Below are 18,410 nucleotides of genomic sequence, written 5' to 3' on the forward strand. Positions count from 1 at the left end.
AGTCCTTCGACGTCAAGTGAGCAGACATGATCGCCGATAGTCGTTAGGCTCGGTGCGACCGCCGCCACAAGGAGCTCTCTTGACGTCCTCAGAGCTGGAGACCCCGCCCCTCGACACCGCCCGCAGGCTGGCCGAGCACGGCGATCTCGCCGCCGCCGCCCGCATCCTGGGCGAGCTGGCCGCCGACCCCGAGGGGCCCGACAGGGCGCAGGCCGCGGTGGGCCTGGCCGTGGTGCTCGAACAGCGCGGCGACGTCGAGGGCGCCAGGGCCGCCGCCAGGACGGCGCTGGCCACCGGCCACCCGGAATACGCCGCCCAGGCCGCCTGCCACCTCGCCCAGGGCTTCGAACGCGAGGGCCGCGACGAGCAGGCCAGAGCCGCCTGGCAGGCCGTGCTGGGCGTCGGAACCGCCGCGTACGTGCCGCTGGCCCACCTTGCGCTGGGCCGCCTGGCCGTCCGGGGCGAGCAGCTCGACGAGGCGGACAAGGAGTTCCGAGCCGCCATGGACACCGGCGCGGAGCACGGCGAGGAACGCCTGGGCGCGCACGCCGCGGCGGAGCTGGCCGAGCTGATGCTGGAGCACGGGGAACCGGGAGCGGCGGCCGAGGTGCTGCTGGACGCGCTCGACTTCGCCCCCGGGGACGAGGTGCCCGGGCTGCGGGTGCAGCTCGGCATCGCGCACCTGGAGCTGGCCTGCGCCGAGTTCGCCGAGAGCGTCGAGGGCGGGGCCGACGCGCAGACCGGGGCGCTGGCCATCGAGCTGCTCGCCCGCACGCTGCCGCTGCGCGGGCGCGCCGAGGACGCCGACCAGGTGTGGTCGTACGGGCTGGAGCACGAGGACGAGACACTGGCCGCCGAGGTGCGGCTGCGCTACCACCGCGACGCCTGAGCCTCCGCTTGCCCGCCGCGTCCGGCGTCAGGACCTGCGCATGATCGCCACGGCGGCGGCCACGTTGATCAGCACGATCGCCAGCCACGCGACCAGCAGCCCCTCACTCCCGGCGCTGGCCGCGATGGCCGTCAGCGGCACGCCGATGCCCAGCGAGCCCAGCACGATCGGCACCATGGGCGCACTCGGGTGGCGGCGCTTGGCCCGCACCGGGCCGGGATGATCCAGCTCGGCCCGGACGCGCGCGGCGATCGTGGCGTCGAGACGCTCCACGAATGAGTCGATCAGCGCGGTTTCGTACTCAGGGCCCAGATCGCGGCGCGCGTCGAGCGTGGCCTGCAGATCATCCCGGAGGCGTTTGTCTGGCATGAGGAAATCATCCCTGCCACGCGGCGCGCCGTCATCCGCCCTGAGGGCTAGGGGCCACTCCTCCCCAGGTACGGTGCTGCCATGCAGGTGACGACGCCGCGAGGGCCGGCGCTGGTGGAGATCGACGAGGCCGCGGACCCGCGGCTGCTGCTGGTGCTGACCCACGGATCGGCCGGGGGAGTGGACGCTCCCGACCTGCTGGCCGTACGCGACGCCGCCCTCGCGGCCGGGGCCAGCGTGGCCAGGGTGACCCAGGCGTTCAGGCTGGCGGGGGCGCGGGCGCCCGGCTCGCCGGTCAAGCAGGACGAGGCCTGGGAGATCGTCCTGCGCGAGCTGCGCGCCGATCGGCCCGCTCTGCCGCTGGTGCAGGGCGGGCGGAGCAACGGGGCGCGGGTGGCGTGCCGCACGGCCAAGGCGGTCGGCGCGGCGGCCGTGGTGGCGCTGGCCTTCCCGCTGCACCCGCCGGGGCGACCCGAGCGGTCACGGGCGGAGGAGTTGCGCGGGGCCGGGGTGGATGTGCTGGTGGTGAACGGGGATCGTGATCCGTTCGGGATTCCGGACGCGGCGGACGCGGCGCGGCTGGTGGTGTTGCCGGGGGAGAATCACGATCTCAAGCGCGATCCTGCCAAGGTGGGCGCGGTCGTCGCTGAATGGATCATGCGTTACGCGTAGTCGCCCGGCGCGTGGCGAGGCGGCTCGCGCAGAGCGGCGAGGCGGCTCGCGCAGAGCGGCGAGGCTTCTCGCGTGGAGCGTGGCGAGGCTGCTCGCCCTTCGCCTGACGAGGGCTGCTCGCGCGATAGGCGGCGAGAGCGCGGGTTGTGAGGCCGGGGCGAGAGCGCTGTGTACAGGGCCGGGCGAAGGCGCGCGGCCGGGTCGGGCGAGGGTGCTCGCCCTGTCGGTCAGGCGGCCCCGACCACGGGCCGGTGCGGAGCGATGACGGTGCCGCTCGGCAGCAGCTCACCGGTGTCCTCGAACAGGACGACTCCGTTGCAGAGCAAACTCCACCCCTGCTCGGGGTGGCAGGCGAGGGTGCGTGCCGCCTCGCGGTCTGGCGCCTCGGCTTCCGGACAGGCCGGGTCGTGCGGGCACATCGGCGTGCCTCCGATATCTCGTGGGATGCTCCCGTTGTGGAGGGGCGGGAGCCTGCTCGGGTAGTTGTGCTGGCAAGTGTGTTACGTACGTCACCCGTTCCGACATAGCCCTTCGGACTGTTACAGGAGGATCCCCGGATCGTGTGACCTTCGACACAGCGTGCCTTATGCAGGATAACGGTCCAAGCGCGACACGCGCATCACGTTTGCAATCCCTTGAGAAGAGCGTCGAGTCCGCGCTCGAAGTCCACATCGGCTCTTTCGTCCCGCCTGACCCATTCATCGACCTCTGGGTCGGCCCAGCCCGACTGCTGGACCTCGACCGCGACGCTGCCGAACACGAAGGCCCGCAGCGCCCGCACGGCCTCCGCCGCGTCCCCCAGGCCCCCGTCGGAGAGCTGCTCGACCTGCTCCCTGATGGCGATGGCCGTGGCGCCCTTGGGCGGTTTGGTGAGCGCCAGCGCCAGCACGCCGGGATGGTCGCGCAGCAGCTCCCTGCTGGCCCTGCACCACGCCTTGGCCGTCTCCTGCCAGGAGGGGCCCTGCTCGACGTGCACGGCCGTGACGTGCTCGGCCAGGGCGTCCATCAGCGCCTCCTTGCCGCGCGGCAGGTGGTGGTAGATGGCCATCGCCTCCACCTGGAGGGCGTCGCCCAGCCTGCGCATGGTGAGCCGGCGCAGGCCCTGGCTGTCGGCGATGTGGAGCGCGGCCTCGATGATGCGCTCGCGGGAGAGGGGCACGGGCGGTCTCTTGGCGGGCATGGTGATCATCTTACTATGTAAAGGCGCTCGCTCCGGGGCGATTTCCGCCCGTGTCGCGGGACGGCGTACGCTAGGCGGTTGAACCAGTACCGACAGCGTTGAAAGGGCCGGGTCGATGGCGTTTTTCCGTCCGCGGGTGAGCCGGGAGGCAGAGGTCCGCTACCACGCGGACCAGGAGATCTCCAAGAGCTTCCCCGAGCTCCTCGAAAAGGCCAGGCAGGCCGAGCAGACCGTGCGCGACCTGCGGGCCGGCGCGGCCGACGAGCTGGAGCTGATGGCCGCAGGGCGGGCGTTCGACCAGGCCCTGACGGAGGCGCTGAGGGCCGCCGAGGCGGGGCAGCGGGCCACGTTCGGCGTGAAGGCCTACGACGACCGGATCGCGCGGCGCAAGGCCAAGGCGACGCCCGCCGGGGCCATGTGGACGTCGGAGGTGGAGCGGCTGCGCACGCTGCGTGAGGACAACCGGATGTGGGGGATCCCGCGGGTTCCGCGTCCGGTGCCCGCCACCGCCTGAGCGCCCGGCGGGCGAAACGCGAGCCGGAGCCCGGGCGCGCCGATCACGGGCCGCGTACGAAAAAAGAACCCCGGCATGCACATGCCGGGGTTCTCGTGTCAGCTGGCCCAGTCCAGCAGCGGCCGGGTGTTGCTCGGGTGCCGCAGCTTGGACAGCGACTCCTTCTCGAGCTGCCGGATCCGCTCCCGGGTCAGCCCCAGGTGCTTGCCGATCTCGTCCAGTGTGTGCGGCTTGCCGTCGACCAGCCCGAACCGCAGAGCCATGATCTTCGACTCGCGCGGCGACAGGTTGTCGAGCACGCCCCTGAGCTGGTCGCCGAGGAGCTGGCGGTCGACGATCTCGGACGCCTCGGGGGAGTCGACGTCCTCGATGAGGTCGCCGATCGTGGTCTCCCCGTCCTCGCCGATGGTCGCGTTCAGCGAGATCGGCTGGCGGCTGGTGCGCAGCAGCTCCTCGATCTGGTCAGGCGTCTTGTCCAGCTCGACGGCCAGTTCCTCGGGCGTGGGCTCGCGGCCCAGCCGCTGGTGCATGTCGCGCTCGACCCGGGACAGCTTGGAGAGCATCTCCAGCACGTGCACGGGCAGCCGGATCGTGCGGGCCGAGTCGGCGAAGCCGCGCTGTATGGCCTGCCGGATCCACCACATGGCGTAGGTGGAGAACTTGAAGCCCTTGGTGTAGTCGAACTTCTCCACGGCCCTGATGAGGCCCAGGTTGCCCTCCTGGACGACGTCCAGCAGGGACATCCCGCGGTCGGTGTACTTCTTGGCGACCGAGACCACGAGCCGCAGGTTGGCCTCCAGCATGTGGTCCTTGGCCTGCCGGCCGTCCTCGATCACCAGGTGCAGGTCGTCCTGCGCGGCGGGCGACAGGTCGGGCTGGGTCTCCAGCTTGTACTCGGCGTACAGGCCGGCCTCGATCCGCCTGGCCAGCTCGACCTCCTGGGCGGCGGTGAGCAGGGTGCGGCGGCCGATGGACTTGAGGTAGGTGTGCACGGAGTCGCCCATGACGGACTGCGTGTCGTCCAGGTCGAGCGGCTCGTTGTCGAGCTCGGCCTCCTCGTTCATGACGAGGTCGTCGGGCACGTCCTCCTCGTGTTCCGGCTTGGCCTCGGACGGCGTCACGGCCTTGCCGGCGGCGGTCGTCCGGGCGGTCGCGGAAGTTTTTGCCTCGCCGGGCTTGCGGCCGGTAGTCTTTGCCCGCGAGGTCGTCTTCTTGGCGGCAGGCGACTTTCTCTGGGTCTTCTTCGGGGCGGTGGTGCTGAGAGACGGCTCACCTTCGGCGGCCAGGCTCACGCCTGCCTCTGACAGCTCGCGCAGGATCGTGCGGCCTTCAGAGGGGCTGATGCCGGCCTCGGCGAACGCGTCGCGCAGCTCGGCCAGAGAAAGGTGACCCTGGTCTCGCCCTCGTTCAATCAGCTGGTCGAGAGTTGCGGGTGGGGTCGCCACGGCGGTTCTGGGCATGAGGACACCTCCTCCGTACGGAGTGGAAGCGATCAGGCAGGTTGTGGTGGGGCGGTTTCGCGTCCGCACGGCGCACCAGTATCAATAACGCCAATCGCCGTCATTTGTTCCCGTACGCCCCTGCGGGAGGAAAAGGGGCGGATCGCCCCATATGCGAAACCGCCCCAGGGTTCGGTCTATTCCGGATGCCCGTCCGTCTGCCCGGCATCTCCAGGGCGGACTTCGACATCACCGGTGCCGACCTCGAACTGGCCGGGCGTCACCTCGGGCATCGGCATGGGCTCGGCGCCCTCCATGCGCTGGTCCGTCCAGTACTCGATGACCTCGCGGGGGTCGGGGTTGACCTCGGTGGACACCACGATGTCAGGAGTCGGCTCACCGGACGGCGGCGCCTTCTCCACCACGGCCCGGGTCTCCCTCGCGACCTGGTCGAGCTTGCCCGCCGAGGCGGCCGCCGCGACTGAGGCGCCCCCGACGACGATGACGCCGACGACGACCGCGGATGCCCACATCTTGCGGGTCTGGTCCATGAAGGCTCCCTCCTTCTCCCCGATTTGACGCAGCCGCAACTCGTCAGGTTCCTGTCCTCAGCCGTATCAGATCGGTCTTGCCGTTCGGCAGCAGCGGCAGCCGGGAGACGAACCGCAGCTCGCGCGGGGCGGCATGAGGGGGAAGCCTATCGCGGCAATACGCCCTCAATTGCGAAAGCGTGAGGGGTGTGTCGGGGTTGGCGGGGACGACGATGGCGGTGACCAGCTCGCCCCATTCGGGATCCGGCGTGCCGATCACCGCCGCGTCGGCGATCTCCGGATGAGCGCACAACACGTCCGTCACGGCACCGGCCACGACCTTCTCGCCGCCGGTGTTGATCACGTCGTCGGCCCTGCCCAGCACGCGCAGCCGTCCCTCACGCAGCTCGCCCAGGTCGGAGGTGACGAACCAGCCGCCGTCGAACGGGGTGGCGGGCACGCCGAAGCGGTAGCCGGAGAACAGCACCAGGCCCGCGATCCTGATCAGGCCGTCCTCGCCGATCTTGACGTCCACGCCCTGCAACGGCCTGCCGTCGTAGACGCAGCCGCCGCTCGTCTCGCTCGACCCGTACGTCGTCACGATCCGCGCGCCCCGCGCCCTGGCGCGTTCCAGCAGGCCGGGACGGGCCGCGGCGCCGCCCAGCACGATCGTCCTGAACACCGACAGGTCCGCCCCCGCCTCGACCAGCCGGTGGAGCTGCGTGGGCACGAGAGAGACGTGATCGGCGCCCGAACGCAGCACCGCCTCGGGGTCGAACGCGGCGTGGATGATCGGCTCACTGCCCGACAGCAGCGCGCGTACCAGAACCTGAAGACCGGACACGTGCGAGACGGGCAGGCAGCACAGCCAGCGCTCACCCTCCGCCGCCTCCACGCGGCGCAGCGAGGCCGCCGCCGACGCGCGCAGGGCGGCGGCGGACAGCATCACCCCCTTGGGGGCGCCGGTGCTGCCGCTGGTGGCGATCACCACCGCCACGTCGCCTGGGACGCCCTCGCCGCCGTCGCGCGGGACGCCGCCGAGATGCGTGGGACGCAGGGCGGCCAGCGCGGGCTCCGCATGGCCGGGGGACAGCGGGAGGACGGCGGGACCGTCGCCGGACAGGGCGTCGCGCACCGCCGTGAACAGGGCAGGTCCCGGAGGCTGCACAATGGCATGCAGCGGACGGTCCGGATGCGACGGGTTCCTCCACATGCTCGTAAGGTTAATGGCGACAGGTCGGACAGCGGCGCAGGGGAGGGTCGTGACGCGTTCTCCCAGGGCTCCCGGGGCTTCCGTGGTCTTCAGGATTGCGATGCGCACGCGTTTGCGCGGACAGACCGTCAGGGAAGGGGTGCTGCTGCACGGCCCGGCGGGGTGGGGCGAGTTCTCGCCGTTCCCCGGGTACGGCCCGCGCGGCTGCGCCACGGCCAAGGTCCAGGTGGCCGAGTACGGGCAGACGTCCGACGAGCAGCCCTGCGCCAGCGCCGTGGAGACGTCCGTGGGGCCGGCCGCCGGGTTAGCGCCGGCCGCGGCCCTGTCCGCGCTGCCCTGCGCGTGCGGGCCCGGCACGATGCTGCCCTGCGCGGGCGGGCCCGGCACGATGCTGCCCTGCGCGTGCGAGCCCGGCATGATGTCGCTGCTGCCGGGCGACGTCGTCGCGGACCCGCCGGCGCCGGTGGACGGCCGCCTGACCGTCCGGCGGCCCCGAGTTGATGTTCAGCAGTTGTCGGCTTACGAGATCGAATCTCCCCAGTGGCTTCGCCGGATGCAGGAGGCGTCACTTTGAACCCCGCTACCGCGCTGGCCACCGTACTGGTCGACGAGCTGGTGCGCTGCGGCCTGACCGACGTGGTGCTCGCCCCCGGCTCCCGCTCCGCCCCGCTGGCGCTCGCCCTGCACGCCGAGTCCCGGGTGCGGCTGCACGTGCGCGTGGACGAGCGCTCCGCGTCGTTCCTCGCGCTCGGCCTGGCCAAACGCTCGGAACGGCCCGTCGCGCTGATCTGCTCCTCCGGCACCGCCACCGCGAACTTCCACCCGGCCGTCATCGAGGCGAGCGAGTCCGGCGTACCGCTGCTCGTGCTCACCGCCGACCGCCCGCCCGAGCTGCGCGGCACCGGCGCCAACCAGACGATCGACCAGATCAAGCTGTACGGCGCCGCCACCCGCTGGTTCGCCGAGGTCGGCGTGCCCGAGGACCGGCCCGGCCAGGTGGCCTACTGGCGTTCCCTGGCCTGCCGCGCCTACCAGCGCGCGTCCGGCGCGGGAAACCCCGGCCCCGTGCACCTCAACCTGGCCTTCAGGGAGCCGCTCATCCCCGACGGCGACACCTCCTGGTGCGAGCCGCTCGATCTCGGCGCCGGCGCCCCCTGGGTGCGCGCCCGCGTCGCGCCTCCGCCCATCGCCCTGCACATCCCGCCCACCAGGCGCGGCGTGCTCGTCGTCGGCGACGGCGCCGCCAACGTGCGCCGCTACGTGGCCGCCGCCGGGATGGCCGGCTGGCCCGTCCTGTCCGAGCCGAACGGCGGCGCCCGCTACGGCGACCACGCCATCTCCGCCTACCACTACCTGCTGGGCACACCCGAGTTCGCCGACGCGCACCGGCCTGACGTGGTCGTCACGCTGGGCCGGCCCGGGCTGTCCCGGCCGCTGCTGTCGTGGCTGCGGCGGGCCGGCGAGCACATCGTCGTCGCCCCCGACCTCGACCGCTGGCCCGACCCCACCCGCTCGGCCACCCAGGTCGCCCAGGCCGTCGAGATCCCCGTCGCCTCAGGCGACGACTCCTGGCTGCACGCCTGGCGCCAGGCCGACCTGGCCGCCCGCGCCGCCATGGACGAGGTCCTCGACCTGTCGGGCACGAGCGAGCCGCGCCTGGCCAGAGACCTCGTGGACGCCCTGCCCAACGGGGCGCTGCTGTTCTGCGGCTCCTCCATGCCCATCCGCGACCTCGACCAGGCCATGCGGCCGCGCCGTGGCATCCGGCTGATGGCCAACCGGGGGGCGTCCGGGATCGACGGGCTGGTGTCCACGGCCATGGGGGCGGCGCTGGCGCACAACGGGCCCTCGTACGCGCTACTGGGGGACCTTTCCTTCTTGCACGATCAGAACGGGCTCATCCTGGGGCCGCGCGAGCCTCGGCCCGATCTCTGCCTCGTGGTCGTGAACAACGACGGGGGCGGGATCTTCTCGCTGCTGCCGCAGGCCGCCGTGCGGGATCCGTTCGAGCGGGTGTTCGGGACGCCGCACGGGGTGGATCTGGGGTACGTGGCGGCGGCCACGGGGACGCCCTACACGCTGGTGGGGGATGTCGGGGAGCTGCCCAAGGCGTTGCGGGGGGAGGGGCCGCGGGTGGTCGAGGTGCGTACGGATCGGGAGGAGAACGTTCTGGTGCATGGGCGGTTGCGGGATGCGGCTCAGGAGGCTGTGCGGGCCTGCCTCGCGGGGTGACGTCCTGGGCGTGGTTCCGGCCCGCCCTCCCGGCTGAGCGCCGTTCAGGGCGCCGGGCCCCGCCGCACCACACCCCGCCGACGCGGCGCCAGAGGGCGGCCCGCGCTCGTGCCGGTGCGGGTGCGGCGTTGCGGGCTTCAGCGGCCGAGGGCGTCCAGGAGCCGGTTGAGGGGGCTGTCGAGGCCGTAGCGGTCGGCGAGACGGACGAGCGCCTCGGGGTCGCGGGGCTTGGCGGGGAGCGTGAGGTCGGTGGCGGGCAGGGGCGCGTCCGAGGCGACCTCGACCACGGCCGGTGCGGCGCGGAGGTAGTCGCGGGCGGCGGCGAGCCGGTTGCGGCTGCCGGCCGGGAAGCCGTCCGTGACGCCCGCGTCGAGCGCCTCCAGCAGGGCGGGCAGGGAGCCGAAGCGGGTGATCAGCGCGGCGGCGGTCTTCTCGCCGACGCCCGGCACGCCCGGCAGGCCGTCGCTGGGGTCGCCGCGCAGGGTGGCGAAGTCGGCGTAGGAGCGGCCGGGGACGCCGTACTTGGCGGTGACGAACGCCTCGTCCACGATCTGCAGGTTGCGGATGCCGCGCACGGTGTAGAGGACGCGCACCGGCCGGGAGTCGTCGACGAGCTGGAAGAGGTCGCGGTCGCCGGTGACGATGTCCACGGCGCCGTCGCCGGCCTGGTGGGTGAGGGTGCCGATCACGTCGTCAGCCTCGTAGCCGGGTGACTCCAGGCGGGCGATGCCGAGGGCGTCGAGGACGTCCTGGATGACCGCGATCTGCGGGACGAGCGCCTCCGGCACCTCTTCCGTGTCGCCGTGGGCGACCCGGTGCGCCTTGTACGTCGGGATCGCCGCCACCCGGAAGGCGGGCCGCCAGTCGGCGTCCATGGTGGCCGCGAGCGCCGTGGGGGAGTGCTGGCGCACGAGGGTGGCGATCATGTCGATGAGCCCGCGCACCGCGTTGACCGGCGAGCCGTCGGGAGCCTTGATCGACTCCGGGATGCCGTAGAAGGCGCGGAAGTAGAGAGAAGGGGTGTCCAGAAGCATCAGCACCCGTCCATGGTGGCACTTCCCGCAGGCCCGCGCAGGTCCGCGCGGGTCCTGCTCACTCCGCCCCCAGCACGCCCACGGCCAGCAGGCAGGCGTCGTCCTCCGGGTTGGGGCCGCCGATGTCGGCGAGCAGGCGGTCGAGGCTCTCCTCCAGGTCCTGGCAGTCGACCTTGCGGGACGCCGTCATGGCCAGGTCGAGGCCGACGTCGATGTCGCGGGTGCGCCGCTCGACCAGCCCGTCGGTGAACATCAGCAGCAGGTCTCCCGGGTGCAGGCGGGTGGTGGCCAGCTCGTACGGGCTGCCGGACGCGGCCCCCAGCAGCACGCCCCTGGGCTGCGGGAGCTGGCTGGCCACGCCGTCGCGCACCAGGATGGGCGCCAGGTTGCCCGCCTGTCCCCAGGCGAACACCCGGGTCCGCGGGTCGAAGTGCCCGATGATCGCGGTGGCGGTGGTGTCCTTGAGCTGGTGCAGGACGAGCTCGTTCAGCCAGTCGAGCAGCCGGTTGGCCGCCTGCCCCGTCATGGCGAGGCCGACGAGGGCGTGGCGGAGCTGGGCCATGCGGGAGATGGCGGGCAGTCCGTGGCCGGAGACGTCCCCGATGGCCAGGAGCTGGCGGCCGTCGGGGGCGGGTGCGGCCTCGAACCAGTCGCCGCCCAGGTTCGCGGTCTTCTCGGCCGGCACGTACCGGACCGCGATGCGGGTCTGCGGCAGGTCGAGGCAGCCGTCCGGCTCGGGCAGGATCGCCTCGCGCAGGGCGAGCATGACGTGGCGGTCCTCGGCGGCCCGCTCGCGGGCCTCCAGGAGCTGGCGGCGCGACTCCGAGACCATGCGCTCGGCGCGGCGGCGTCCGGTGATGTCCTGGATGACGCCGTGCATGCCGATCGTGCCGCCCGGGCCCGCCAGGGGCTCCAGGATGACGCGCAGGTCGCGCAGGTCGCTGGAGCCGACCCCGCGGCGGATGCGGAACTCGGCCTGCACCGGCTCGTCGCTCTGCACGACCGACCACAGCAGCCGGTCGAGCGTGGCCACGTCGCCTGGCTCGACGTGCTCGGCCAGGTCGGGCAGGGCGATGGGGCCCTCACCGGGGTCGCGGCCGAAGATCACGTAGACCTGCTCCGACCAGATCGTCTCCCCCGTGTGCAGATGCCATTCGGCCCAGCCCATGTTGCCGAGCCGCTGGGCGTGCGCCAGCCGTACGGCGAGCATCTCGGCGTCGCTCTCGTGCCCGAGCAGCTCTGCCGCGCCTATGACGTCGACCATGTGTCTCACTCTCGACGCGGGGTGGAATCCGACAATTGGCCCCACACTACGTGATCGATCGTGAACGGTGTGTAGTGGGGGCTTGGTGCGTGACGAGACCTTTCCGTGGATTTTAGGCGGGTATGTTGGCCGGGCGGCCGGGAGTAGATTGAGCCTGTGACGTCCTCAGACCTGTATCCCGTGTCCCGTCTCGCCGCCGTTCAGGAGGCCACCGCCAAGGCGGGCCTCGACGCGCTGTTGCTCACCCCCGGCCCTGATCTGCGTTACGTCAGCGGCTACGACGCCAAGCCGCTGGAGCGGCTGACGTGCCTGGTGGTGCCCGCGTCGGGGGAGGCGTACATGATGGTGCCCCGCCTGGAGCTGCCCGCCGCGCAGGCGTCGCCCGCCTCGCGGCTGGGGCTGGAGTTCGTGGCGTGGGACGAGACCGACGACCCGTACGCGATCGCGGCGGCGCGGCTCGGCAAGGTCGCGGGCAAGGTGGGGCTCGCCGACCGGATGTGGGCCATGTCCTCGCTGCGCTTCCGCGAGGCGCTGCCCGAGGCCGAGCAGGTGCTGGCCGGCAGCGTGCTGAGGGAGCTGCGGATGCGCAAGTCGCCCGCCGAGACGGCGGCGCTGCGCGAGGCGGGCCAGGCCATCGACTCCGTGCACCGCCAGGTGCCCGGGCTGCTGCGTGCCGGACGCACCGAGCGCGAGGTGGCCAAGGACATCGCCGAGGCGATCCTGGCCTCCGGGCACGCCACCGTCGACTTCGTCATCGTCGCCTCAGGGCCCAACGGCGCCAGCCCCCACCACGACGTGTCCGACCGGGTCATCCAGGCCGGCGAGCCGGTCGTGGTCGACATCGGCGGGCAGTTGCACAACGGCTACTGCTCCGACTCCACGCGCACGTACAGCGTGGGGGAGCCGCCGGCCGAGTTCGCCGCGTACTACGAGGTGCTGCGGCAGGCGCAGGACGCGGCCTGCGCGGCGGTCCGGCCCGGGGTGTCGTGCGAGTCGATCGACGCCGCCGCCCGCGACATCATCGCCGGGGCCGGCTACGGCGAGTACTTCGTGCACCGCACCGGGCACGGCATCGGCATCGAGACGCACGAGGAGCCGTACATCGTCTCCGGCAACGGCGAGCCGCTGGAGCCCGGGTTCGCGTTCTCCGTCGAGCCGGGCATCTACCTGCCGGGCCGCCACGGCGCCAGGATCGAGGACATCGTGGTGTGCACGGAGAGCGGTGGTGAGCGGATGAACGACACGCCGCGCGAGCTGGTGATCGTCTAGCCGAGCGGGTATCGCGCCCGGCCTGTGTGGGTGAACGCGCCGGCCGGGTGGGGCGTGGGGGCGTTCGTGAGCGCTGTCACCGTGGTGTGGCGTGCTGCCTCGCGGGGTGAGCCGCTGTGACACAGTCGCTGTCATGTTCGCGGAGATCACGTACGCCACCCGGCCCGGCTCGGCGCGGCCGAACGAGGACCTGGTGGTCGCCGGGCCGTCCTGGATCGTCGTCCTGGACGGCGCCACGGCCGCGCCGGGGGTGGACAGCGGGTGCGCGCACGACGTCGCCTGGCTGGTGGGGCGGCTCGGAGGGGCGCTGGCCGTCCGGCTGGCCCGCGGGGACGGGGCGCCGCTGGCCGAGGTGCTGGAGTCGGCCATCGAGGAGACCCTGGCGGCGCACTCCGGCGGCTGCGACCTGGACAATCCGGATTCGCCGTCGGCGACGGTGGCCATGGTGCGGGCCGGGGAGCGCCGGGTCGAGTACCTCGTGCTGGGCGACTCCACAGTGGTGCTGTCGGAGGTGGGCGGGCAGGCCAGGGCGGTCAGCGACGACCGGCTGGAACGGCTGCCGGGCGGGCGGCCGTACAGCCTGGAGCTGGTGCGGCGGATGCGTAACGCGCCCGGCGGCTTCTGGGTGGCGGGCGCCCGGCCCGAGGCGGCCCGGCAGAGCGTGACCGGCGAGGCGGACGCCGGCGAGGTGCGCGGGGTCGGGGTGTTCACCGACGGGGTGGCGCGGCTGTGCGACTGGTACGGGTGGAGCTGGGCGTCGGTGCTCGACGTGCTGGCGGGGCGCGGGCCCGGGGCGGTCATCGGGGCCGTCAGGGAGCTGGAGGCGGCGCGCGGGGCGGTGCGGGGCAAACAGCATGACGACGCGACGGCCGCGTGGGGGTCGCTCGGGCGCTGAGGCGTGGGCCGGCGGCAGCGGCAAGCCGCGCTCCGGCGGTGTATCAGGGGCTGTCTGCGCTGCTCTGGAATGGAGAGGGCGGCGGAGGGAGTGCGCATGTTCGTCGGCAGGACGGCGGAGCTCGCCTCACTGCGCGCGGAACTGCGCGCGGCAGGCGGCGGATCCGCCAGGAGGGCGGTGGTCGAGGGGCCCGAGGGCATCGGCAAGACCGCGCTCATCCACCACGCGCTCGACGGGGAGGCGGGCGTGCGGGTGCTGACCGTCAGCGGCGAGGAGAGCGAGCGGGAGCTCCGGCTCGGCGTCGTACGGCAGCTCATGGACGAGGCGGCCCTGCTGAACCACGGGACGGGCGCAGGACCGTGCGGGGTGGCCGCAGAACCGGGCGGGGCGGATCCGTGCGCGGTGGATCCGTGTGCGGCGGGGCAGGCGGTGTGCGAGCTCGTCGCCCGGTTGTCCGCGCTGGAGACGCTCGCGGTGGTCGTCGATGACGCGCAGTGGGTGGACAGGGCCTCGCTGCGGGCACTGAGTTACGTGCTGCGGCGCGTCCGGGTGGGGCGGGTGCTGCTTCTGGTCGCCTGCCGGGACCTGGCCGACCCCTGGCTGCCGGACGGGCTGCGGCGGATGCTCGCCGGCGACGGCACGCTGGTCGTCACGCTCGGGGGGCTGAGCGCGTCCGAGCTGGCCGAGCTGGCCGCCGACCCGGCGCTGGCGGCCGGACGGCGGGAACGCGGCACCTACGCGTCGCCTGCGGACGCGGCGAAAGAGGCGCTGGCGGCGCTGCGCACGGACGCGCCATGCGCGGACGCGCGATCGAATGCGCTGCGGCTCGACGTGCGGGGGCTCGACGTGCGGGGGCTGGACGTGCGGGGGCTCGACGTGCGCGGCCTGGACGTTCCGGCGGGTGAGCGAGGCTCTGCCGTTCCGGCGGGTGAGCGACGCTCTGACGTTCCGGCGGACGAGCGACACCCGGACGTGACCGCGGCGGCGCGGCGGTTGCGCGAGCACACGCTGGGCAACCCGCTGCACGCCCGCGCCCTCCTGACCATCCTGCCCCCCGCCGCCATGGCGGACCCGGGCGTGCGCCTACCGGCTCCCGAGACCTACCGGCGCCCCTTCGCCGCCAGCCTGCACGCGTGCGCCCCCGCCACCCACCGCCTCGTCGCGGCCTGCGCCGTCCTGGGCGGGCGCTGCCCGCTGCACGTGGCGGCGGCGGTGGCCACCGGGATCGACGAGCCGCTGAACACCCTGGAGGAGGCCGTCACGGCAGGCCTGCTGCGCGAGCTGCCCGGCCGCCTGATCGACTTCCCGGAACCGCTGGCCAGAGCCGCCGCCTACGACGGGATAGGCGCGGGCGCGCGGGCCCGGCTGCACCTGGCCGCCGCCAGGCTGGCCGACGACGACGGCGCGGCGCTGCGGCACCGGGCCGCCGCGGCCGACGGGCCGGACGAGGCGCTGGCCGAGGAGCTGGCGAGGTTCGCGGCCAAGGCGGCGCAGCACGGGCTGTGGCAGGAGGCCGCCGCCCACCTGGACCTGGCCGCCGGTCTCACGGAGTCGCCGGCGCGCCGCGACGAGCTGCACACGGCCGTTCTGGAACACGTCCTCATCGGGGGCGACGTGATCCGTGCGGCTGAGCTTGCCGCCGTGCGCAACGCCGACCCGCGTCCGGTGCGCCGGTACGTGCTGGGACGGCTCGCGCTGGCCGCCGGACGCTTCGACGAGGCGTCCGAGCTGCTGGCGGAGGCGTGGCGGCACACGGAGCCCGGGTTCGCCGCGGACGTGGCGGAGCAGCTGTCCTGGCTGCGGCTGGTCACGGGGAACCGCGCCGAGGCGGCGAACTGGGCACGCCTGTCGATCGAACAGCCCATCGCGGGGCCGGTCGCCAGGCCGCACGACGTGCCGGCGCTGGGCGGGGCACCCAGCGCCGGCGCGCCATCCGGCAGCCTCGCCGAAGCCGTGGCGCACCTGGCCCTCGACGAGGCGGGCCAGGCGTGCGCCGTGCTGAAGCGGGCCGTGACCGCCGCGGGCGCGGCGGGGCTGCCGCACCACCGGCTGCTGGCCACGGCGCTGCTGGCCGTCGCCGAGCACGGGCTGGCCCGGTGGGACGAGGCCGTGGCCCATGCTGAGGCCGCTCTCGCGGAGGCGTCCGCGCTGGGGCAGCGCTGGCTGCTGCCGTGGCTGGACGCCGCCTGCGTGGCGCCGCTCGCCGCCAAGGGTGAGCATGACCGGGCTCTCGCGCATGCCGTGGCGGCCGGGACGGCTGCGCGCAGGATGCGGCACGTGGCGGGGGAGCGGCAGGCGGACCTGGCCATGGCGCTGCTCGGGGCGGCCGAGCTTCCGGCTGACGCGTGCGAGGGCGGCCTCGGGTTCGTGCCCGATCCGCGGCCCGCGCGCATCGAGGCGCTGGTCGCCGACGGGCGGCTGGAGGAGGCGGAGCGGGCGCTGGACGCCTGCGACCGGGAGGGGCGGGCCGGTGGCCGGCGCAGGCAGGCCGAGCGGGTCAGGCTCGCGGGGCTGCTGCTGGCCGCGAGGAACGTTCCAACGCAGGCGGAGGAGGCGTTCGGGCGCGCGCTGGAGCTGGCCAGGGCGAGTGGACGCTTGCGGGAGGAGGCCCAAGCCGGTGCGGGCCCGCTCCAGGAGCCCTCCTCGGGCGGATGCCTGCTGGAGGAGGCGCGGGCGCTGCTCGATCTGGGCAGGCTGCTGCGCCGCACAGGCAGACGCAAGGCCGCGGCCGAACGGCTGGGCGCCGCACGCGCCATCTTCGCCCGGCTGGGCGCCCGCCCCCTGGTGGAGCGCTGCGCGCAGGAGCTGGAGGCGTGCGGCCTGGAGCCGCCCGCCACCGTCAGGCTGGGCCTGACCCCTCAGGAGCTCAGCACGGCCACCCTGGTGGCGGGCGGCCTGACGAACCGCCAGATCGCCAGAGAGCTGCTCATCAGCGTCAAAACCGTCGAATACCACATCGGCAAGATCTACACGAAGCTCGGCATCGGCTCCCGGGTGGCGCTGGCCGCCAAGCTGGCCGCGTATGGTCCGGAGGTATCGTTCCCGGCCAGCGAAGCAGGCTGATCAGCCACTCAGCTGATACCTTGATCGGCACTTCATGATCATGAAACAATTACCCCACAGCTGTGTATCCGGGTATGGGGGGACGTCGCCTATGGTCCGCGAGCCGATCGAGCGGCCCTAGGATGCCGGACGACGAGCTGGACACGGCGTTCGAGCTCGGCAGGACGTGCGCACTGGCCGCCGAGTGCGGCAGGGACCTGCGGCGGTGCGCCCAGATGTACGCGGACCTGTTCCCCGACGCGGCCTTCGGCGCCGACTTCTTCAGCTCGCTCTCCCTGGCGACGGCCTTCAGCGCCCCCTGGGCCGGCGCCGACCGGCTGAAGGCCGTGAACAGGGCCGCCCTGTGGGTGACGGCCGTGGAGCGGCTCGTCGACCGCGCCGCGAACACCCGCGAGCAGGTCACCCGCCTGACGAGGGAGTGCCTGTCGGTGGCCGAGGGGGCGGTGCCGCGTTCGGCCGTGACCCGGTTTCTCGCCGACCTGCGCGACGAGCTGGCGACCGTCGCCGACTTCGACGAGCTGCGGGGCATCTGGCGCGACCAGCTCGACCGGACGCTGGCGGGCATGGCCAGGGCCTGGGTGTGGCGTGACACGCACACGGTGCCCACGCTGCCCCGGTACGTGGACAACGCCGACAGCCGGGGCTCGTGCTTCGTCGACCTGTCGCACTGGATCTACACGGCCGACGACTGGTCCAGGGCGCACCTGGAGGAGCTGCGGGTGGTCAGCCGGCAGGTGCAGCGGTACCTGCACCTGCTCGGCGACGTCGCCTCCTACCGCAGGGACCTGAGCTGGGGCGACCTCAACGTGCTCGCGCTGGGCGTGGACGGCGCCGCGGTGGCGGCCGCGATCGCGGATCTGGCGCGGGACGCCGAGAGCCTCATCAGGCCGGTGTGCCGCCACAGCCCGCGCACGGCCTCCTACCTGCGAAGACGGCTGGGTTTTCAGGCAGGTGTCACCGGTATTTCGGACTATCAGCAGGCCACCTAAAGTCACCGTCTGAATGCATGACAGACAAACTTGACTCTTGCCCTGTTAGATCCGCGAAAAACGTGGCGTGAGGCGACAAACCGTGACATTTTGTTTCTTGTAAAAGATTGCGGCTTGAGTGGAAAATGTGGCGTTGCTAGGGTGTCTCGATGCCAGGCATGTGGAACGGCCCTCTCAGGCGAACCTTGACAGGTACCACTGACCGGCACCTCAGGGGCGGGGTCGCGCATGCGCGGGAAATGTACGGGCGGTGCTGGATGGAATTCGGTCGCTCAGACCGTTGGCGGCTGCCGACAGCGATCAAGATTTTGATCGCTGGTGGATTCGGCGCGGGCAAGACCACGATGGTCGGCGCCGTGTCCGAGACCAGGCCTCTTCGCACCGAGGAGGCGCTCACCCAGGTGGGCACCCACATCGACGACCTGTCAGGTGTCGAGCGCAAGCTCACCACCACCGTGGCCATGGACTTCGGCCGCATCACGGTCGCCAACGACTACATGCTCTACCTGTTCGGCACCCCCGGCCAGGAGCGCTTCTTCTTCGTGTGGGACGAGCTGGCCATGGGCGCGCTGGGCGCCGTCGTGCTGGCCGACACCCGGCGGCTGGACGACTGCTTCCCGTCCGTCGACTACTTCGAGAAGCGCGAGCAGCCGTTCGTCGTGGCGCTCAACTGCTTCGACGGCGTCTCGCCCTTCACGGTCGGCGAGGTGCGCTCGGCGATCGGCCTGGAGCCGGACATCCCGATCGTGCGTTGCGACGCCCGGCGCCGCGACTCCGGCAGGGAGGTGCTCATCACCCTGGTCGAGCACGCGATGCGCAGAGGCGCCACCCCGGTCGGGACCATGTCGTGACCATGAC

18 protein-coding genes are annotated in these 18,410 nt (G+C 72.9%); 10 read left to right on the forward strand and 8 right to left on the reverse strand.

Going from position 1 to position 18,410, the window contains the following annotated elements; translation table 11 throughout:
• Nucleotides 1-79 precede the first annotated feature (79 nt).
• Nucleotides 80-889 carry a tetratricopeptide repeat protein gene (locus FXF51_RS00310; protein WP_148432160.1) on the forward strand — a complete coding sequence of 270 codons (810 nt, stop codon included), beginning with the start codon at nucleotides 80-82 and terminating at the stop codon, nucleotides 887-889.
• Between the two features lie 27 nt (nucleotides 890-916).
• Here FXF51_RS00310 and FXF51_RS00315 read toward each other — a convergent pair whose 3' ends face one another.
• Nucleotides 917-1,258, reverse strand: coding sequence for a hypothetical protein (locus tag FXF51_RS00315; protein WP_148432161.1), 342 nt, complete (start codon nucleotides 1,256-1,258; stop codon nucleotides 917-919).
• Nucleotides 1,259-1,339: 81 nt separating this feature from the next.
• Between FXF51_RS00315 and FXF51_RS00320 the strand changes: the two genes are divergently transcribed.
• Nucleotides 1,340-1,930 carry an alpha/beta family hydrolase gene (locus FXF51_RS00320; protein WP_148432162.1) on the forward strand — a complete coding sequence of 197 codons (591 nt, stop codon included), beginning with the start codon at nucleotides 1,340-1,342 and terminating at the stop codon, nucleotides 1,928-1,930.
• A 227-nt stretch (nucleotides 1,931-2,157) separates the two neighbouring features.
• Here FXF51_RS00320 and FXF51_RS00325 read toward each other — a convergent pair whose 3' ends face one another.
• Both FXF51_RS00325 and FXF51_RS00330 read right to left on the reverse strand, forming a co-directional pair.
• Entirely contained in the window at nucleotides 2,158-2,349 is a 192-nt protein-coding gene (locus tag FXF51_RS00325; RefSeq protein ID WP_148432163.1) for a DUF5999 family protein, read from the reverse strand.
• A 200-nt stretch (nucleotides 2,350-2,549) separates the two neighbouring features.
• Complete coding sequence (locus tag FXF51_RS00330) at nucleotides 2,550-3,110, reverse strand: TetR/AcrR family transcriptional regulator C-terminal domain-containing protein (RefSeq protein ID WP_187414074.1); 561 nt, start codon at nucleotides 3,108-3,110, stop codon at nucleotides 2,550-2,552.
• A gap of 136 nt (nucleotides 3,111-3,246) precedes the next feature.
• Between FXF51_RS00330 and FXF51_RS00335 the strand changes: the two genes are divergently transcribed.
• Nucleotides 3,247-3,624, forward strand: coding sequence for a hypothetical protein (locus FXF51_RS00335; RefSeq protein ID WP_262379222.1), 378 nt, complete (start codon nucleotides 3,247-3,249; stop codon nucleotides 3,622-3,624).
• 98 nt (nucleotides 3,625-3,722) lie between these two features.
• On the opposite strand, the gene FXF51_RS00340 is transcribed toward FXF51_RS00335, so the two are convergent.
• The 3 genes from FXF51_RS00340 to FXF51_RS00350 form a co-directional block, all read right to left on the reverse strand.
• A complete protein-coding gene (locus tag FXF51_RS00340; RefSeq protein WP_148432166.1) occupies nucleotides 3,723-5,084 on the reverse strand; it encodes an RNA polymerase sigma factor in 1,362 nt (453 codons plus the stop codon).
• A 176-nt stretch (nucleotides 5,085-5,260) separates the two neighbouring features.
• A complete protein-coding gene (locus tag FXF51_RS00345) occupies nucleotides 5,261-5,614 on the reverse strand; it encodes a hypothetical protein (RefSeq protein ID WP_148432167.1) in 354 nt (117 codons plus the stop codon).
• Nucleotides 5,615-5,657: 43 nt separating this feature from the next.
• On the reverse strand, nucleotides 5,658-6,806 hold the full coding sequence (locus FXF51_RS00350) for an AMP-binding protein (RefSeq protein WP_148432168.1): 1,149 nt from the start codon (nucleotides 6,804-6,806) through the stop codon (nucleotides 5,658-5,660).
• A gap of 13 nt (nucleotides 6,807-6,819) precedes the next feature.
• Between FXF51_RS00350 and FXF51_RS00355 the strand changes: the two genes are divergently transcribed.
• Together FXF51_RS00355 and menD are read left to right on the forward strand one after the other, a co-directional pair.
• Nucleotides 6,820-7,380 carry a hypothetical protein gene (locus FXF51_RS00355; RefSeq protein ID WP_187414075.1) on the forward strand — a complete coding sequence of 187 codons (561 nt, stop codon included), beginning with the start codon at nucleotides 6,820-6,822 and terminating at the stop codon, nucleotides 7,378-7,380.
• Nucleotides 7,377-9,038: a 2-succinyl-5-enolpyruvyl-6-hydroxy-3-cyclohexene-1-carboxylic-acid synthase gene (gene menD, locus FXF51_RS00360; RefSeq protein ID WP_148432170.1), complete on the forward strand. Its 1,662-nt coding sequence runs from the start codon at nucleotides 7,377-7,379 to the stop codon at nucleotides 9,036-9,038. Before FXF51_RS00355 ends, menD begins: the two co-directional genes overlap by 4 nt.
• Nucleotides 9,039-9,175: 137 nt before the next feature.
• Here the strand turns inward: menD and FXF51_RS00365 are convergent, their stop codons facing one another.
• Nucleotides 9,176-10,072, reverse strand: a complete 897-nt coding sequence (locus FXF51_RS00365; protein WP_148432662.1) for a 5'-3' exonuclease H3TH domain-containing protein — start codon at nucleotides 10,070-10,072, stop codon at nucleotides 9,176-9,178.
• 58 nt (nucleotides 10,073-10,130) lie between these two features.
• Nucleotides 10,131-11,336, reverse strand: a complete 1,206-nt coding sequence (locus tag FXF51_RS00370) for a PP2C family protein-serine/threonine phosphatase (protein WP_148432171.1) — start codon at nucleotides 11,334-11,336, stop codon at nucleotides 10,131-10,133.
• A 156-nt stretch (nucleotides 11,337-11,492) separates the two neighbouring features.
• Between FXF51_RS00370 and FXF51_RS00375 the strand changes: the two genes are divergently transcribed.
• The 5 genes from FXF51_RS00375 to FXF51_RS00395 all read left to right on the forward strand — a co-directional run bounded on the left by FXF51_RS00375 (nucleotide 11,493) and on the right by FXF51_RS00395 (nucleotide 18,403).
• Nucleotides 11,493-12,605: a M24 family metallopeptidase gene (locus FXF51_RS00375; RefSeq protein WP_222871056.1), complete on the forward strand. Its 1,113-nt coding sequence runs from the start codon at nucleotides 11,493-11,495 to the stop codon at nucleotides 12,603-12,605.
• A gap of 133 nt (nucleotides 12,606-12,738) precedes the next feature.
• Nucleotides 12,739-13,500, forward strand: coding sequence for a protein phosphatase 2C domain-containing protein (locus FXF51_RS00380; protein ID WP_148432172.1), 762 nt, complete (start codon nucleotides 12,739-12,741; stop codon nucleotides 13,498-13,500).
• Between the two features lie 96 nt (nucleotides 13,501-13,596).
• Nucleotides 13,597-16,563, forward strand: coding sequence for a helix-turn-helix transcriptional regulator (locus FXF51_RS00385; protein ID WP_187414076.1), 2,967 nt, complete (start codon nucleotides 13,597-13,599; stop codon nucleotides 16,561-16,563).
• Between the two features lie 122 nt (nucleotides 16,564-16,685).
• Nucleotides 16,686-17,552 carry a terpene synthase family protein gene (locus FXF51_RS00390; RefSeq protein ID WP_148432174.1) on the forward strand — a complete coding sequence of 289 codons (867 nt, stop codon included), beginning with the start codon at nucleotides 16,686-16,688 and terminating at the stop codon, nucleotides 17,550-17,552.
• Nucleotides 17,553-17,809: 257 nt separating this feature from the next.
• Nucleotides 17,810-18,403: a GTP-binding protein gene (locus tag FXF51_RS00395; protein ID WP_148432175.1), complete on the forward strand. Its 594-nt coding sequence runs from the start codon at nucleotides 17,810-17,812 to the stop codon at nucleotides 18,401-18,403.
• Nucleotides 18,404-18,410: the final 7 nt, after the last annotated feature.

The organism is Nonomuraea sp. PA05 (genome assembly GCF_008086045.1).
Classification (GTDB): domain Bacteria; phylum Actinomycetota; class Actinomycetes; order Streptosporangiales; family Streptosporangiaceae; genus Nonomuraea; species Nonomuraea monospora.

Coding starts and splice junctions, on each gene's coding strand:
- FXF51_RS00315 (WP_148432161.1), bottom strand. CDS start 1,258: ATGCCAGACAAACGCCTCCGGGATGATCTGCAGGCCACGCTCGACGCG.
- FXF51_RS00320 (WP_148432162.1), top strand. CDS start 1,340: ATGCAGGTGACGACGCCGCGAGGGCCGGCGCTGGTGGAGATCGACGAG.
- FXF51_RS00325 (WP_148432163.1), bottom strand. CDS start 2,349: ATGTGCCCGCACGACCCGGCCTGTCCGGAAGCCGAGGCGCCAGACCGC.
- FXF51_RS00330 (WP_187414074.1), bottom strand. CDS start 3,110: ATGCCCGCCAAGAGACCGCCCGTGCCCCTCTCCCGCGAGCGCATCATC.
- FXF51_RS00340 (WP_148432166.1), bottom strand. CDS start 5,084: ATGCCCAGAACCGCCGTGGCGACCCCACCCGCAACTCTCGACCAGCTG.
- FXF51_RS00345 (WP_148432167.1), bottom strand. CDS start 5,614: ATGGACCAGACCCGCAAGATGTGGGCATCCGCGGTCGTCGTCGGCGTC.
- FXF51_RS00350 (WP_148432168.1), bottom strand. CDS start 6,806: ATGTGGAGGAACCCGTCGCATCCGGACCGTCCGCTGCATGCCATTGTG.
- FXF51_RS00355 (WP_187414075.1), top strand. CDS start 6,820: ATGGCGACAGGTCGGACAGCGGCGCAGGGGAGGGTCGTGACGCGTTCT.
- FXF51_RS00365 (WP_148432662.1), bottom strand. CDS start 10,072: ATGCTTCTGGACACCCCTTCTCTCTACTTCCGCGCCTTCTACGGCATC.
- FXF51_RS00370 (WP_148432171.1), bottom strand. CDS start 11,336: ATGGTCGACGTCATAGGCGCGGCAGAGCTGCTCGGGCACGAGAGCGAC.
- FXF51_RS00380 (WP_148432172.1), top strand. CDS start 12,739: ATGTTCGCGGAGATCACGTACGCCACCCGGCCCGGCTCGGCGCGGCCG.
- FXF51_RS00385 (WP_187414076.1), top strand. CDS start 13,597: ATGTTCGTCGGCAGGACGGCGGAGCTCGCCTCACTGCGCGCGGAACTG.
- FXF51_RS00390 (WP_148432174.1), top strand. CDS start 16,686: ATGCCGGACGACGAGCTGGACACGGCGTTCGAGCTCGGCAGGACGTGC.
- FXF51_RS00395 (WP_148432175.1), top strand. CDS start 17,810: ATGGAATTCGGTCGCTCAGACCGTTGGCGGCTGCCGACAGCGATCAAG.